Origin of the sequence: Peribacillus sp. B2I2 (genome assembly GCF_041261685.1) — a bacterium.
In the GTDB taxonomy this organism is placed as follows: domain Bacteria; phylum Bacillota; class Bacilli; order Bacillales; family DSM-1321; genus Peribacillus.
This window is the reverse complement of sequence record NZ_JBGCCB010000001.1, coordinates 2291194-2306883: the sequence shown is the minus strand read 5'-3', so window position 1 is coordinate 2306883 and position 15690 is coordinate 2291194. Positions and strand designations below refer to the sequence as shown.

At 38.9% G+C, this 15690-nt stretch carries 12 protein-coding genes and 1 pseudogene; 2 read left to right on the top strand and 11 right to left on the bottom strand.

The window, feature by feature from the left end; genetic code table 11:
• Positions 1–153 precede the first annotated feature (153 nt).
• From ABIE66_RS11530 to ABIE66_RS11505, 6 genes and pseudogenes are all read right to left on the bottom strand, one after another.
• Positions 154–675, bottom strand: a complete 522-nt coding sequence (locus ABIE66_RS11530; protein WP_370014766.1) for an SF0329 family protein — start codon at positions 673–675, stop codon at positions 154–156.
• Positions 676–763: 88 nt separating this feature from the next.
• Positions 764–954: pseudogene (locus ABIE66_RS11525) on the bottom strand (IS1595 family transposase); the annotation flags it as partial.
• A gap of 74 nt (positions 955–1028) precedes the next feature.
• Positions 1029–1784, bottom strand: a complete 756-nt coding sequence (locus ABIE66_RS11520; protein WP_241588816.1) for an amino acid ABC transporter ATP-binding protein — start codon at positions 1782–1784, stop codon at positions 1029–1031.
• A 20-nt stretch (positions 1785–1804) separates the two neighbouring features.
• Positions 1805–2518, bottom strand: coding sequence for an amino acid ABC transporter permease (locus ABIE66_RS11515; RefSeq protein ID WP_370014764.1), 714 nt, complete (start codon positions 2516–2518; stop codon positions 1805–1807).
• A 12-nt stretch (positions 2519–2530) separates the two neighbouring features.
• The gene (locus ABIE66_RS11510) at positions 2531–3238 is read right to left on the bottom strand and encodes an amino acid ABC transporter permease (RefSeq protein WP_289316676.1); all 708 of its coding nucleotides are present in this window, start codon (positions 3236–3238) and stop codon (positions 2531–2533) included.
• A 185-nt stretch (positions 3239–3423) separates the two neighbouring features.
• A complete protein-coding gene (locus ABIE66_RS11505) occupies positions 3424–4296 on the bottom strand; it encodes a transporter substrate-binding domain-containing protein (RefSeq protein WP_370014763.1) in 873 nt (290 codons plus the stop codon).
• Positions 4297–4637: 341 nt separating this feature from the next.
• Here ABIE66_RS11505 and ABIE66_RS11500 point away from each other — a divergent pair, with 341 nt between their 5' ends.
• A complete protein-coding gene (locus ABIE66_RS11500; protein WP_370014762.1) occupies positions 4638–5822 on the top strand; it encodes an acyl-CoA dehydrogenase family protein in 1185 nt (394 codons plus the stop codon).
• Positions 5823–5966: 144 nt separating this feature from the next.
• On the opposite strand, the gene ggt is transcribed toward ABIE66_RS11500, so the two are convergent.
• From ggt to ABIE66_RS11480, 4 genes are all read right to left on the bottom strand, one after another.
• Positions 5967–8042, bottom strand: coding sequence for a gamma-glutamyltransferase (gene ggt, locus ABIE66_RS11495; protein ID WP_370014761.1), 2076 nt, complete (start codon positions 8040–8042; stop codon positions 5967–5969).
• A 219-nt stretch (positions 8043–8261) separates the two neighbouring features.
• The gene (locus ABIE66_RS11490; protein ID WP_370014760.1) at positions 8262–10256 is read right to left on the bottom strand and encodes a TRAP transporter permease; all 1995 of its coding nucleotides are present in this window, start codon (positions 10254–10256) and stop codon (positions 8262–8264) included.
• The gene (locus tag ABIE66_RS11485) at positions 10246–10755 is read right to left on the bottom strand and encodes a DUF1850 domain-containing protein (RefSeq protein WP_370014759.1); all 510 of its coding nucleotides are present in this window, start codon (positions 10753–10755) and stop codon (positions 10246–10248) included. The genes ABIE66_RS11490 and ABIE66_RS11485 overlap by 11 nt, the downstream gene beginning before the upstream one ends.
• Positions 10756–10840: 85 nt before the next feature.
• Positions 10841–11815 (bottom strand): TAXI family TRAP transporter solute-binding subunit, encoded by a 975-nt coding sequence (locus tag ABIE66_RS11480; RefSeq protein ID WP_370014757.1) that lies wholly within the window; start codon positions 11813–11815, stop codon positions 10841–10843.
• A gap of 451 nt (positions 11816–12266) precedes the next feature.
• Here ABIE66_RS11480 and ABIE66_RS11475 point away from each other — a divergent pair, with 451 nt between their 5' ends.
• The gene (locus ABIE66_RS11475; RefSeq protein ID WP_370014756.1) at positions 12267–13184 is read left to right on the top strand and encodes a LysR family transcriptional regulator; all 918 of its coding nucleotides are present in this window, start codon (positions 12267–12269) and stop codon (positions 13182–13184) included.
• Between the two features lie 197 nt (positions 13185–13381).
• Here the strand turns inward: ABIE66_RS11475 and ABIE66_RS11470 are convergent, their stop codons facing one another.
• Complete coding sequence (locus tag ABIE66_RS11470; RefSeq protein ID WP_370014755.1) at positions 13382–15424, bottom strand: sigma-54 interaction domain-containing protein; 2043 nt, start codon at positions 15422–15424, stop codon at positions 13382–13384.
• Positions 15425–15690: the final 266 nt, after the last annotated feature.

Below are 15690 nucleotides of genomic sequence, written 5' to 3'. Positions count from 1 at the left end.
CTAGGTTTCCCACTCATATTTGCAGGAGGTTCATGTGTTTTCACTATCCATCCGTATTGTTTTTCCTCACTAATAAATAACGTCCTAACGCTCACACTTCCACGCCAAGTAAAATACTTGTTCAATTATAGCATAGCGCTTTTTAGGAAGTTCTTATTCCCTCTGCTTCACATCGCAAGTTATAAAAAAATATTGAATAATTTCCTTTTCATTTAGGATGGATTTTTTAAGTCCTTGTAACGTACGCATCCCAACTCTTCTATCTATCAGAGAAAGAATCTTTATAATCATATCATCTGATTTTAAGGAAATTTCTATTGGTAAATTAAAATATTCTTCAACCGCATTAAAAAAGTCATACTGTGCAAAAATCCCCTCTGCTTTAATCATTTCATGTGCTTGTATCCCTATCTCATAGTTCTGATTTCCATTATAGACATCGTATTCAATACTTTTGGCATTTCTTATTTCATTTTCTTTTCTGAACATTTCTCTATCAGATGTTATCGTACACATATTTAGGATTTCCTTTTTATCAACAGTAATAAAAGCTCGTCCTAATCGGTCGTGAGCCTTTCGATAATTCGTAACAGTAAACTGAACTCTATTTTTTAGAGAGTCACAGATAAAACTCTCTAACTTTTTCTTTACTTTACTCCATGGTTGATTACGCAAGTTTTTATTCTCCTTTACAGTTTTCAATTTCCCCAAAAGTATATTTCTTTCATTATTCTATTCTGCTTGTTAATGAACTGCAGAGGTATATGTTTAAAGAGTCACAATCTACACAAGTTTTGCCATCTTTATTTTTGCGTTCGATCACTTGTTGAAATGCTTGTTCACTTGCAGAAAATGATGATGCAAGTAAATGGATAAAGAATTCTTTCAACCGTGTATTTTTGCTTTTGCTTAATTCAATTTTTGAATTTTTACTATCAATTCACTTAACGACATTCCGAATCCCTCGAACAAACGTTATTTTCATTCGTTTGTTTCAATCACATATCAAAAGAGAAAGTGAACATAACCTAAATATAAAAAATATAATCCTCCGGCAAAACTCTTTTTAAGAACCTCTTCGTTCTTTCTTCTTTTGGATTCACAAAAATTTCTTTAGGCGATCCCTCTTCCACTATGACACCTGCATCCATAAAAATCACTCTGTTTGCAACATCCTTTGCAAAAGACATTTCATGCGTGACGACTAACATCGTAGTTCCTTCTTTGGCAATTTGCTTCATCACCGTCAGTACTTCACCGACCAATTCCGGGTCCAATGCCGAAGTTGGTTCGTCAAATAAAATAATGTCAGGGTTTAAAGCAACCGCTCTCGCAATGCCCACCCTTTGCTGCTGCCCGCCTGAGAGTTCACTAGGGTAAGCATCATATTTTTCTGACAAGCCTACTTTATCCAATGCTTTTTTACCAATCTCATATGCTTCTGCTTTCGCAATCTTCCTTCCAATAACCAGTCCTTCCGTTACATTTTCCAATGCGGTTTTATTAGTGAAAAGATTATAATTTTGAAAAACAAAGGCTATCTTTTGCCTTATTCCATGAATCACTTTTTTAGATGCCGTTTTAAGACTTACATCAATATCTCCAAAAACGGCATGTCCTTGATCTGCTTTTTCAAGAAAGTTAATGCATCGAAGTAAAGTTGTCTTACCTGAACCACTTGGACCCAGAATTACCACCACATCTCCCTTGTCTATATTTAAATCCACACCTTTTAAAATCTCATTCTCACCGAATGATTTATGAATATTTTTAATCTCTAGCATTTCGGCCACACCTCCTCATTTCAGATACTCACGGCTTTAAACCTGCTTACTCGTTTTTCATACCTTTTAAACAAGTATTCCACCAAACTACATAAAATTAGGTAAACAAGAAAGATATCAATATATGCTTCAACATAATTGTAGCCAACATTGGCAGCTACCTTGGCTTTTAAAGTGATTTCCTGCAATGACAAAGCATAGCCTAATGATGTCGCTTTAATCAGATTGACTGTTGCTGTACATATATTCGGTAATGCCACTACCAATGTCTGTGGAATGATAATTCTTCTAAATGCTTGCACAGTTGTTAATCCGACAGCATACGAAGCTTCAAGCTGCCCCTTGCTCACTGTGCTGATTGCTGAACGAAACACCTCTGTGAGAATAGCTGTCGTATTCAACGAGAAAACAATGAATGCGTACCATATCGGATTTACATCGTATACATTCATTTCGACAGCATACATTTCAAATATCGAAGTCAGCATTAATGGCACACTGCTATATATAATGAAAATTTGGATAATGACGGGCGTTCCTCTGACAAATGAAACGTATATCTGTGCTAAGCGATTCAATACCGGGATTTGATTTATTCTTGATAAAGCAAGTAAAAACCCTAATGGCAAGGCAATAATCAAAGCAACAATTGTAATGAATAATGCGGTCGGCACCCCCGATAACGCTACAAAAAAGGTTTCCACTAAAAACCTATAATCCAGACCTTCTGACATTCTGTCACCCCTCTATGCAGTTGTTATCACTTGTTTTCCTTTACTGAATGCCTTTTCCAATTTTAAGAACAGTTGTTCAATGGCAATCGACAATGTCCAGTAAATAACCGCCAATGCAAGATAAATTTCTAATGCATGTGTGTTATAGTTCCCGGCGATTATAAGCTCTGCCTTCCCCATGATATCTATCAAGCCGATTGTATATGCTAAAGACCCTTCTTTCATTAATTCAAGTAAGCTGTTACCGAAGTTTGGTAATGCGACTACGAAAGCCTGGGGTAAAATAATTCTCCGGTAAGCTTGCGTATTGCTTAATCCAACGCTTACTGCCGCTTCAAATTGCCCTCTATCAATAGATTCAAGCGATGTTCTGATCACTTCTGACATTGCAGCCGCAAATTGAAGCGAAAAGGTTATGACTACAAATACTGCTTTATCAATATCATTAAGATTTATACCAAAATTCCCTGCAATTGCAGGGATACCATAATAAGTCAAAAAAAGCAGAACTATAGAGGGCGTACATCTCAGTACCGTTGTATATCCATAGGCAATTTTCCTGGCGATTTTACTATTTCCAAGTTTCATGACTGCTAAGATGAAACCTATGATTGTCCCGAACAAGACCGATAGACCCGTAACGATTAATGTTACTTTTAGAAAAGGAACTAACATTGGTACCGACTCTACTATGTAAGCTAAATCAAAGTATTTTTCCATGTTTCACCTCCATCTGCTTTCATTGAAGATTCGAATTTTCAAATCCAATCATTCTTTTGAAGGCCAGTACCTAGAAACTTGCCATCTCTTAAAATACCAAGAGTTATCCAAGAAAACCCATATTAAGCAAATGACAAGTCATAACATTGATTGACATTCTAATGCTTGTTTTGCTAAGGGCTTCGTTATCTCTCTACAGTTCCCAAAACTTCGAATAAATCCCGGCCATAAAACTTTTTGCTTAACTCATTCGTCTTCTTTTCGTCTTTAATTTTTTTAATCGCTTCATCATAAGCATCTGCGAATTTTTGTTCTTTTTTGTTGAATAATGGCCAGGTTTTAATGACTGCAAATTCATTGTAAACTAGATCATCCACTAAATTATGATAGGGGCCATCGTCGGCCACTTGCTTCTTAAAAGCTCCCTCGATCGCTATTCCACCGTCGACACGGCCTTCATTTACCCATTGAATTACATCTACAGTGAATGCATCTCCGGCTTTCAATTTCACCTTATTGTCCGGATTCGCCTGATTATACTCATCAACGATCGTGTATTGAGCGTTGTTTGCTGCGATTGGTGCTAAGGAGAAGCCCGCTGAAGCAAAGTCCTTGAGATTTTTGATCTTTGAATTTTCTTTCTTTAAAACAAGGCCCGCACTGCTTAATCCAAGGAATTCTTTAGGAAAGATGAACTTCTCAGTCCTTTCCTCTGTCCAGAAAGCATTTTTAACCCCCACTTGATATTTACCTTGTTCAATGCCTACTAACAGGTCATCGCTTGATGTGCCAATATATTCGAATTCGTATGCCGGTAGTAATTCATCAACCAATTTCATAACTTCCACATCATATCCAGTTGGATTTCCATTCTCATCCAGCCAAGACATAGGTTTTGACGCTTGGTCATAGGCTACTTTTACCTTTCGGACACCTGAAGTGCTACCTGAATTTGCATCGGCTTCATTACTCGTTGATGTACCTGATCCGCACCCCGCTAATATGGTTACCAACGCTAAACCGATAGTTAAAACATGGCGAATTTTTTTATTTTTCATAGTGTATCCCCTTTCGTTTTACGAAGTTTTTTTTACTTGCATTTGTATTTCCTGAAATTCAAATGAAATACATACATCACCTTCTCTACTCAATACCAACTATTTCGGTAGGTTAAGTAAGTCATTTGGTTATAAACATAATAGATGGATACTTTTGTAAAGTCAATGTGTATATTTAAAATTTTCAAGCAACTGCACACACCTGTTTTATTAAAAGAGTTGTAGTTTATCTGCAAATCCTTAATTTCCTTGACAACTAAACACACCTTAATTATTATTTAAACCAATAAGATTAATAGGAATTAAAACAAAAACAGAAGGTAATAGAAGGAGGGAACCGTGTGATTAACCTATTCATTAAGACGGAGAGTCAAAAAGCCTGGCTGAAAAAATTATATGAAGTAGAATCAAAATTCAAAAATAATTCTGCTCAAATTGATGAATTGGCCTTTTTTCCGAAAGAACATATTCAAGATTTAATTCGTATGGGATATACAAGTTCAACTCTTCCCAAATCCTATGGTGGCGGAGGGTTAAAAGTTTATGACATGATTCTCCTTCAAGAAACATTGGCTAGTTTTGATTCAGCGACTGCGCTATCCATTGGTTGGAACCTTGGAGTGATAGGAGACCTTTTTGAACAGGAAAGTTGGTCAAAAACGAACTTAGATTTTATTGCTGGGGAAGTTCTAAATGGCGCTTTAGTGAACCGTTCCGTTAGTGAAGCGCAAACTGGCAGTCCGACTCGCGGGGGACGCCCCGGAACGAAGGCAGTCAAAAAGGGAGATTACTGGGTTATTTCCGGACGTAAAACCTATACAACCATGTCCCCAGTTTTAACTTATTTCCTAGTTTCAGCATGGATCGAGGAAAGGCAAAAGGTTGGATTTTTTCTCCTGCATAAAGATTTGGATGGGCTCTACATAGATGAAACATGGGACGTAATTTCAATGAGGGGGACAGGAAGTCATGATTTGGTTCTTAAAGATGTTGAAGTGGATGATTCAAAACTTGTTGAGTTACCTGAAATGCCAAGTGGAAACAGATTCAATGCGTGGATCCTTCATATTCCAGCCTGTTACCTTGGCATTGCGCAAGCTGCAAGGGATTACGCCATACACTTTGCCAATAACTATTCTCCAAACAGTATAAATGCACCTATCAGCCAACTGGCTAATGTCCAACAACTGCTAGGAGAAATTGATTTGGAATTAATGAAAGCCAGGCATTTCTTATATAGCGTTGCCGAGGCTTATGATGATGAATCACGAAGAATTCATTTCACAAATGAGCTGGGGGCTGCAAAACATATTGTTACAAACGCAGCCATTACAATTGTCGATAAAGCCATGCGAATAGTCGGTGCAAAAAGTCTTCAACGAAATAATCCACTACAAAGGCACTATAGGGATGTAAGAGCTGGTTTACACAATCCTCCGATGGACGATGTAACGATAAAGAATTTAGCAAAATTGGCAATTGAACAGACAAAATCCAATTTAAGCGGCCATCCACTTTTGAAATGATCAGATTTGATAAAAGAAACGCCATGAACTATAAATAACCCCTGAATTCTCTTTTCATAGAGAATCCAGGAGTTTTCCATTTTTTGAGTCATACAGAATTCGATTTTATTCTTGGAGCAGGCTTGGCTCCCTCAAGAAAAGAAATTAATTGGTGACACTACCATCATCGTCTGGATCTTCAATATCCGCCGGATCTTTTTCCAATAGTGCCTCTTTGTCTTTTTCGTTCCATTTTGCTTTATATCCTAGGGATTTCGCTACTCTTAACACCGGTAGATACGATTTTTTATCTGGTTTAAATGTTTCTAAGTCCCCTGATCCAATTACACCCAAACCAAGTAGCAATTTGTCTGATTGGATATAGGGTTTTTCATCTATCAGTTTCATTTGTTCAGCTGTATAAGGATAAACGGCTCCATTCACTTTTAAGGTAAACGGTCCTTTCTTTTCTTCTTTTATTTCTTTTGGCTGTTTCGATTTATGGGAAACATTATACACTCCTTGAACCGTTCCTTCTCTCGTATTATCGGCTCCTCCATACATTTTCCCCTTTTCAAAATCAAAAATAACAGCTTGCACATTTCCGATATGTTGGGGTTTTTCTTCATAAACATGGCCTTTTGCCATTAACTCTAACCTTGTATTTTGTTCAATTCCCGGTTCCCATCTAACTGTCGGATAACCAGCAGAATAAATACGTGGAGCATATATCGCATCTTGAATACGCATTTGATGATCAAGCACATTCATAATCGTTTCAGATACCGATGCGATTATCGTCGCCCCGCCTGGTGAACCAATGGCCATGAAGGGATTACCATCTTTTAATACGAAGGTCGGGGACATACTGCTTCTCGGTCTTTTTCTTGGTTCCACCTGGTTAACTCCACCCGGTGTGGCATCAAAATCGGTCATTTCATTATTAAGCATGAATCCATAATCAGGTACCATGATACCTGATCCGAACACTTGCTCGATTGTAGTCGTATAAGCAACCATATTTCCCCACTTATCCATTACAGAAAAGTGAGTCGTTTGTCCGATTGGGGTTTTCTCTTCTTTTACCTTCTCCATTGAAGTGGGTTCTTTGCCCTCATACTTCCATGGATCACCTGCTTTGACATCTGCTGTTGATCTATTTGGATTAATTAGTTTTCTTCTTTCTTTTATATAATCTTCATTCAATAGTCCTTTTGTTGGTACATCATAAAAATCTTCATCTGCCATATAGGCAGCGCGATCGGCAAATGCTAGATGCATGGCTTCAGTTAGATAATGAAGATACTCAGGGGAGTTCGCCCCCATCTTTTGTACATCGAATCCTTCCATTAGCTCCAGGATTTGTTGGACAGTCAAGCTGCCTGAACTTGGTGAAGCTGCCCCCACCACTTCAAATCCCCTATATTCCGATCTAATTGGCTCTCTCTCTTTCACCACATAGTTTTCCAAATCCTCGGTTGTCATCGTTCCTTCACGTTTTTGAACTTCTTTCGTAAGGGCTTCCCCGATTTCACCTTTATAAAAAACGTTAGAACCTTGTTTTTTTATTAACTTAAGAGTCTTTGCCAGATTCGGCTGAACGAGGGTATCTCCCTCTTCCAATGGTTTTCCATTTGGTACAAAAACTTTTGCAGCCGCTTGGTTATTTTCAAGTTTTTTTACATTTTCACCGATATATTGAGCTGTTGCCCAATTGACCTTTACCCCTTTTTCAGCTTGTCTAATGGCCGGGTCCATAACTTGAGATAATTTCAATGTTCCATATTTCTCAAGAGCCGTTTCCATCCCTTTTAGGGTTCCAGGAACAGCAACCGCTTTCCCGGATGTGTGTCGTTTACTAAAAGGAATAGGTTTTCCTTTTTCATCTAAAAAAAGTTCAGGCGTAACATTTTGCGGTGCCATTTCGCGACTATCGATCATCGTTATTTTATTTTCCTTTTTATTATAAATCATGATAAAACCACCGCCGCCGATTCCAGACATCATTGGCTCAACTACATTTAACGATAATTGAATGGCAGCTGCTGCATCGACTGCATTTCCACCTTGTTTTAGTATCTTTATACCCGCTTCAGCTGCTAACGGATGGGAAACTGATACGATTCCTTTTGTTGCTCCCCTTCCCATTGACTCATCCACTCCAGGGACACTTGCAAAAGCTGGTGTGATCATACAAAAGAAACTGAAAGTAACTAAAATAAAACTTTTTAAAAATTTCATGAATTAGTCTCCTTTCAAAATAAAACAGATTAGGATTTTATCATAAGGCAAGTGGATATACGAGCAGATGTCTATAGTAGGAATATGCTGGTTGTCTCGATATAAAAGCAGTCTGCACATTCCCATTGGGCGTTGCGTTCTCAATGATGTTTCACTTCAAAAAATCACCCCCCAAATGGTTCAGCTCTACCCTTTACTTCGGGATCGATATTCGGTAGACTAATTTTTCTCTATGCTTTGGTTATTTCCCAAGATTTTGGAGCTGTCGTGATGGTCACTCTTCCAAAGATATTGTAAAGCCAATAATACGATAAAAGCCGATACCCCAACGATGTCCGATATCGTTTCAGGATAGATTAATAGTAAACCAACGATTATGGCGAGGACTCTTTCCAACCAGTGCATCCCCCTCATCCAGTAACCTATAACACCCGCACCAATTGCAATCATGCCGGACATTGCTGTAAGAACGACCCAGACAACCTCCATCCAAGTTGTATCGATCATCAGCATTTGTGGGGAGAGAACAAAAATATATGGAATGATAAATGCAGCAATGGCAAGTTTCGATGACTCAATCCCCGTTTTTATCGGTTCACCGCCTGCCACACCCGCCGCTGCAAATGCCGCTAAAGCAACTGGAGGAGTTATATCTGCTATAATGCCAAAATAGAAGACGAATAAATGGGCTGATAAATCAGGAACACCAAGCAAAATTATTGCAGGTGCTGCAATCGTCGATGTGATTACATAATTGGCGGTCGTAGGTGAACCCATTCCCAAAATAAGTGCTGCTACCATCGTTAGCATTAGTGTTGGAATCAAATATCCACCAGACAAATCGATTAAACCATTAGCCAACTTCAGCCCTAACCCTGTTTTCGTAACGATTCCTACAATAATGCCGGCTGCTGCGGTAGCTGCTGCAACCGCAAGTGCTGTCCGAGCTCCATCCACCAATGCATAAATGATATCGATGAATTTCATGCGGACATCCTTGTTTATGAATCCTACGAGAACCGAAATAAGGATGGAATACAAGGCTGCATGTGTAACCGTGATATTCAGCATGAGCAAGATGATAATGGCGATGATCGGAATTAATAAATAAAATTTGCCGAACACTTCCTTTTTACTTGGCATTTCTTCCTTCGTTAATCCACGCAATCCCAGTCGTTTCGCTTCAAAATGAGTCATGATCCAAATTCCTGAAAAGTAAAGGATAGCTGGAATCGCAGCCGCCTTTGCTATATCCCAATACGTTATCCCGTTCCCGATGAACTCGACCATTAAAAATGCCGCTGCCCCCATTATCGGAGGCATTAATTGACCGCCTGTCGAAGCCGCTGCTTCCACTGCCCCAGCGAATTCCTTCTTATATCCGAGATTTTTCATCATTGGTATCGTAAATGCACCTGAAGTGACAACATTAGCTACAGAGCTCCCGCTGATCGTTCCTTGCAGAGCACTGGAAAAAATCGCAACCTTTGCGGGTCCCCCTATCCTTCTACCGGCAATAGCCGTTGAAAGATCATTGAAGTATTGACCGACACCCGTTCGGACAAGAAAGGAACCGAACAATAAAAATAGGAAGATGAATGTCGATGACACCGCTAACGGCGTACCCAAAATGCCCTCTGTCGAGAAGAACATCGTTTGTACCAAACGTTCCAGAGTTAAACCGCGATGGGCGAGGAAGCCCGGCATATACTGTCCAAAAATCCCATAGAAAACGAATAAAATTGCGATGACCATTATCGGAAGCCCTACTGCACGCCTCGTTGCCTCTAAAACCAACAGAATGGCCATTAAACCAACTGCAAAATCCAAAGCTCCCAAACGTCCGACATTCATGACGATATCCTCGAAAAATAATGGCCAATAGGCACCCACCCCGATACTAAGGATCGCTAAAATGACATCGTACCAGGCAATTTGAAACTTTCCTTTTTGACGCTTCTTACGGTTTGCAGGAAATAGTAAAAAAATCAGGGAGAGTGCAAACCCTAAATGTATCGTCCGTTGGATTTGTGCTGTAAAAACACCAAAAATAGCAGTATATAATTGGAATAACGAAAAAGCTAAAAGTCCAAAAAACGCAATGTGGCCCAAGACACCAGTTAATTTCCTAGTCCCGGCTTCAGGATCATATTTTTCCAATAATTCCTGTTGCTCTGCTTCGGTTAAATATTTCGTTTTTTCTTTATCGGCCACTAATCTTCACTCCCTTCAACTGTTCCCATAATGAAATGCTTTCCGATGAAATCCTGACCCATGTTCCTGGTTTAATAAAGTCTGCCAATGCATATGTTTTTTCATCATATACCAATCGATGGTTAGCCCTGACTTGTCCTACCCGTAAATCTATATAGGTAAAATTGCGTTTCATATTTTTTATGAAGTAGGTCCCGTCTTTCTCTTCGAATACTTCCTCCCCCTCGGCATTGGAAGGCATACCGACTGCAAAATCATTATAAGCAAGTTCGGTTTGTTCGATTTGCTTATCCGATAAACGATATGATTCCAAAACATCCGTGAGGTGGATGGAGTGTGTATACTTAATTTGGAAATTTTTTTCGCTTTTCAATGGTAAGTACGCGACTAATTCCCCTTGGTCCTGGTAGGAAAATGCAATGACATGTTTATACGGAAAAAATAATAGAAAAGCGATGATCAGAGGTATACCAAACGCCATGAATTTCTTGAATTTCATAGATACCCCTTTCAAAATCAGAAATCCCATTCAGAAAAAAATGAAGCCGATAGGCCACAAAAAGCGAGCTACCGACCAAATTGCCTTACTTGGAAACACCTTTTTCTTTAAAGTATTTTGCTGCGCCAGGATGAACTTCCATATCCCCTAACCCTTCAAGTGCAGTTTCTGCTGTAATGAATTCGCCTTTTGCATGTGTGATTTGATCTGTGTTGTCATAAACAGCTTTTGTCATTTCATAAACTAAATCTTCATCCAGATCCTTTGTAACCACTAACATCGCTTTAACAGCAACTGTTTTTACCTCGGATTTGATTTTGTACGTACCACTTGGAATTGAATCTTCAGCATAGTATGGATACTTTTTAACCAAAGCTTGAATTTTGTCCTCTGCAATAGGCAGGATAATAATATCATTTTGTACGGACAGCGCCTCAACTGCACCAGTTGGTGTTCCGGCCGTAATGAAAGCTGCATCAATATTTCCTGCTTGGATTCCTTCCGCCGACTCATCGAAAGATAGATTTTGTCCTTTAATATCTTTCTCAGACAACCCATGGATTTCCAGTATTTGCATAGCATTGATGTATGCACCTGAACCCGGTGCACCTACTGATACCTTTTTACCCTTTAAATCCTCAATTGATTTAATGCCACTTTTTGCTGTCGTTACAATTTGAACCGTTTCAGGATATAAAGAACTGATCGCTTGTATATTGTCTATGGGTTTCCCGTCAAACATTTCTTTTCCTTCAAGTGCGTATGCGGCAATATCCGTTTGCGAAAAAGCGATTTCAGCTTCTCCAACTCTTAAAGTTTCCATATTTTCAGCCGAGGCACCGGATGTCTGAGGTGTTATATTCGCTTTTGTTTTATCGGAAATGATTTTTCCAATTTGTCCTCCGAGTGGATAGTATGTACCTCCCGTTCCACCAGTCAACAGACTCAAGTTTTGGTTACCGCTGCCGGAGACACCTTCATTACTGTCTTTGCAAGCCGTGATAATACCGGTGACCGTCAAAATCATCATTAATAAAAAACACTTATGAAATTTTTTCATAAAACTCCCCCTCATGTGTTTTCATCATCTGCAAAAGATGATAGTGTTATTATTCTACCGACCACCTCACTTTCCCTTTTTTTACAAAATTAGACACCGTAATCAAAAGCACTAGTAATCGATTAAAAAGTTTTATCGAAATCAAAAAAATCAGTATATATGTGTAAAAAAGCCTATTAAAACCAAGGAAATCCAGTTATTTAATGGGAGTATTTTACCTTTTTTTACTTATTATTCCTTTCTTTAAGGATAATATTGACTCTTCCATTTTAGAAATATATTATTGTTATAAACTTATAAGTCTATATTATAAAATGACCTTCCTTGCATTTTTCTAGCATTCAATCATTATATTCAGGTATTGTTTGAGAGGGAATATTAGAAGTCCACCCTTCCTTTTACCAGCTATTTTAACAGAGTATTTTCAAATCAAACTGAAGTGGGTGATTGTTTGAATTTCCTGTCCCTCCGCTATTTCATAGAGGTTTCTAACCATCTTAGTTTCAGTGAGGCTTCCAAAACCCTGCATATCTCCCAGCCCGGACTTAGCCAACAGATTTCATCCCTCGAAAAACAATTAGGCTTTAAACTATTAAATCGAACGACAAGAAAAATCACTTTGACGGAAGAAGGAGAGTACATCTATAAAAAACTTGCTCCTTCCTTTGAAGATATCGAGAAAACAGTGAATTACATAGTTGAAAATAAAACCATCCCCAAGCCTAAAATGAAGATTGCTACCGTCCCCTCTGCAGCTAGCATATATATCCCGAAGTTATTGAAAAAGGTAGTGGAGGAATACCCGGAAACAGAATTTTACGTGCATGAAACAACATCCTCAAGAGCTGTGAAACTCGTAAACCAACAAAATTATCATATCGGATTCATCCGAACGCCGATAAACAATAACATCATTGCAAATGAAGGATTAAGCATGATTGAATTCCTGAGATTTCCTTTACAATTGGTTGTTTCCATTGATCATCCACTAGCCCAGAAGGATTCTATACACTTATACGAAGCAAAAGACGAACCTTTTATCCATTATGATGCCGTTCAAGCACACTCCCTTCAATTCCTTTTGGAAAAAGCTTGTCTGACTGCTGGATTTTCACCTAAGGAATTATGTAAAGGATCCGAATTACTGACGATCGCCAATCTTATATCCAATAACTTAGGCGTTGCTCTCATGCCTGAAGATATGGTGAGCTTGTTGGGAAAAAGCAAAGTTAAAGCCTTGAACATCGATAACTCTGAATTATCCAGTTCCATTTCCGCAGTTTGGAAAAACACGGATGCATCAATGCTGACTAAGCATATTTTGAAAACATTAAAAAATGAACATGCTTTTAACGATATATTTTGCTAAAATAGCTGCGAAACAACTCAGAGTGAGAAGATCAAAAGTAAAGATTTTACGCATTATGAAGTAAAAAAAGCCCAATTTCTCGTTTATGACGCTGAGAAATTGGGCTATACTAATTTTTCTTCTATACTCCGCTAAGTAATATCATTTTCAAAACGTTCAAATATTCAGACCACCCCTATTGGTAGTGCCTAAGAATATCAATGCATCCCATGCTCTGACTTAAGAAAATATAAATACTCTATTCCGGCAACGGTGATTTTCGTACCGGCCCGTCCTCTGCCTTTGATGACAAACCCTTCGCTTTCTAAAATATTTAAGCGGCGTCGGATCTGCTGAGGGGACAAGAAAATGTCGGAATCTTGACTGTTACTTGAAATCAGTTCTCTACTTGCCGCTTTTCCTTTTTCGTTGCATTGCTTGATTACTTCCAGGATGAAAGCACGCTCCTGCATTTCCAGCATACTTTCACATGCGGGATATTCAGAAGGCACACTGTTTCCCGTAAGCCCGTGAATGAACGGAAGGTCACTTTTCGTCACGACATTTCCCTCACAGACAGTCAGCATGTAATCAATTGTGCTTTTCAGTTCTCGTATGTTGCCGGGCCATTCATATTGCATGAAATACTCCAGAACTTCTTGCTCCACCTTTACCCACTTCCCGCTTTTTGTGATGAGATGCTTTATCAAAAGCGGAATATCCGCTCTTCTTTCTTTGAGTGAGGGAATGTTCAGATTGAGTACATTTAGCCGGTAAAACAAGTCTGTTCTGAATGAACCGTCCCGCATCTTTCCTTGAAGATCTTTATTTGTTGCGGTAATCACTCTAACATTAATGGGAATGATTCTTTTTCCGCCAATCCTGCGAATTTCGCCCTCCTGCAGAACTCGAAGCAGATGGGATTGAACGGTGAGACTTATGTCGCCAATTTCATCTAAAAAAATGGTCCCATTATCCGCCATTTCAAACAGTCCTTTCTTGCCTCCCTTTTGTGCTCCTGTAAATGCCCCTTCTTCGTAGCCAAACAATTCGCTTTCAAGTAGCGTTTCTGTTAATGCGCTACAGTTCACAGCCAGAAACGGCCCGTTTTTTCGCAAGGAATGCTCATGAATGGCATGAGCAAACAGTTCTTTTCCTGTACCTGTCTCGCCCTGAATCAAAATCGGATGCTCCGATAAGGCAAGCTTCTTGGCAATTTGTTTACGCTTTTTCATTACTTCATCCTCGCCGATAATATCATCAAAGCAGTATTTCGTATAGAATCCTTTATTTCGCATTTCTCTTTGTGCTGTCTTTTCTATTTCTAAGGCTTGATGTACACTTTTGAAGGTTGCGACGATTGTATGTTCTTTGATCATTTGCAATCGGAAAATTACGACATCCACGCTGTCTATTTCGAAGAACTTGCTTTCATCATTACCTTCCATGATGAATTGGGTAATATCCCGGCGATTCATTACTTGCTCTAGATACTTATTAACCACCTCTTGTGCCTCAACATGGAACAATGCCGCAAGCTGGTTATTGAATACTGAAATCAGTCCTTCTCCGTTAACGACCAAGATTCCATCATCGACTGTTCCCAACACATTTTGGATGTGTTCGCTCATTTGCTTGGCATCCCGCTCTGCATATACGAGCTTACGTTGTAATTCTATGATATTGCTAATATACCTTTCTGAAATCTTCGAGGATATATCCTTGTGCAAACCACAACTTTCTACTACTTCCAGAATTGTTGTTATATCGAAAAGACGCACGCCTATATCGATTACTTCTTTTATGTAAGGTGGACACAGATGTGTTTCTCCTGGTGAAACGGCAATTTGGACATCCTCATAAAACAATATACCCTTCCGAAAAGGGATAAATTGAATATGATCGACACCAAGCTGATATAAGGATTCAATAAGATTTATAGTTGCATCATCATCATCATTCACCAGAAGAACTGATGAACCATCTGGTATTCTTAAAAGTTTGTCAATGTACTCATGGTTAACCGTTCTTTTTCCCACAATTATTTTCCCGGCATTTACGCTATACATACCCTTTTTATTAACATAAGCGGCATCTGATGAATACAAGATGATTTCATCTTCCAGAGAATGCGGTAAACCCTCATCTGCAGCATGGCTTTTGACATGAACATAGTCTCCAAGCAATAGTTCCAGCTGTTCCTGCAAGACTTCCTTTGTTTTTGTGCTTCCCGCTATTAGTGTAAGTGAGGACCCTGACATAAAAACACCAACCTGTCTTTAAATTGGTTCTATTATATCACCAAAAAGGACCAATAAAGTCCTTATACTCTAATTCCGACAATTAAGTTTCCGTAAATATCATTCCCCCCTTAATGGCACAAGATTTGCATATATAAAGGATTGAAGTGCCTATGGATAAGGAGGGGACAGCATAATACTAGGAAACTGATGATAGCCCATAGGCCGGGAATATTTTGTAAGCGTCTTAATTCCATGCATTTATTTTAAAGACAAAGGAGAGACAC

Bases quoted from the DNA above. Each gene is read 5' to 3' on its own strand.
- ABIE66_RS11520 (WP_241588816.1), bottom strand. From the start codon at position 1,784: ATGCTAGAGATTAAAAATATTCATAAATCATTCGGTGAGAATGAGATT.
- ABIE66_RS11515 (WP_370014764.1), bottom strand. From the start codon at position 2,518: ATGTCAGAAGGTCTGGATTATAGGTTTTTAGTGGAAACCTTTTTTGTA.
- ABIE66_RS11510 (WP_289316676.1), bottom strand. From the start codon at position 3,238: ATGGAAAAATACTTTGATTTAGCTTACATAGTAGAGTCGGTACCAATG.
- ABIE66_RS11505 (WP_370014763.1), bottom strand. From the start codon at position 4,296: ATGAAAAATAAAAAAATTCGCCATGTTTTAACTATCGGTTTAGCGTTG.
- ggt (WP_370014761.1), bottom strand. From the start codon at position 8,042: ATGAAATTTTTAAAAAGTTTTATTTTAGTTACTTTCAGTTTCTTTTGT.
- ABIE66_RS11485 (WP_370014759.1), bottom strand. From the start codon at position 10,755: ATGAAATTCAAGAAATTCATGGCGTTTGGTATACCTCTGATCATCGCT.
- ABIE66_RS11480 (WP_370014757.1), bottom strand. From the start codon at position 11,815: ATGAAAAAATTTCATAAGTGTTTTTTATTAATGATGATTTTGACGGTC.
- ABIE66_RS11470 (WP_370014755.1), bottom strand. From the start codon at position 15,424: ATGTCAGGGTCCTCACTTACACTAATAGCGGGAAGCACAAAAACAAAG.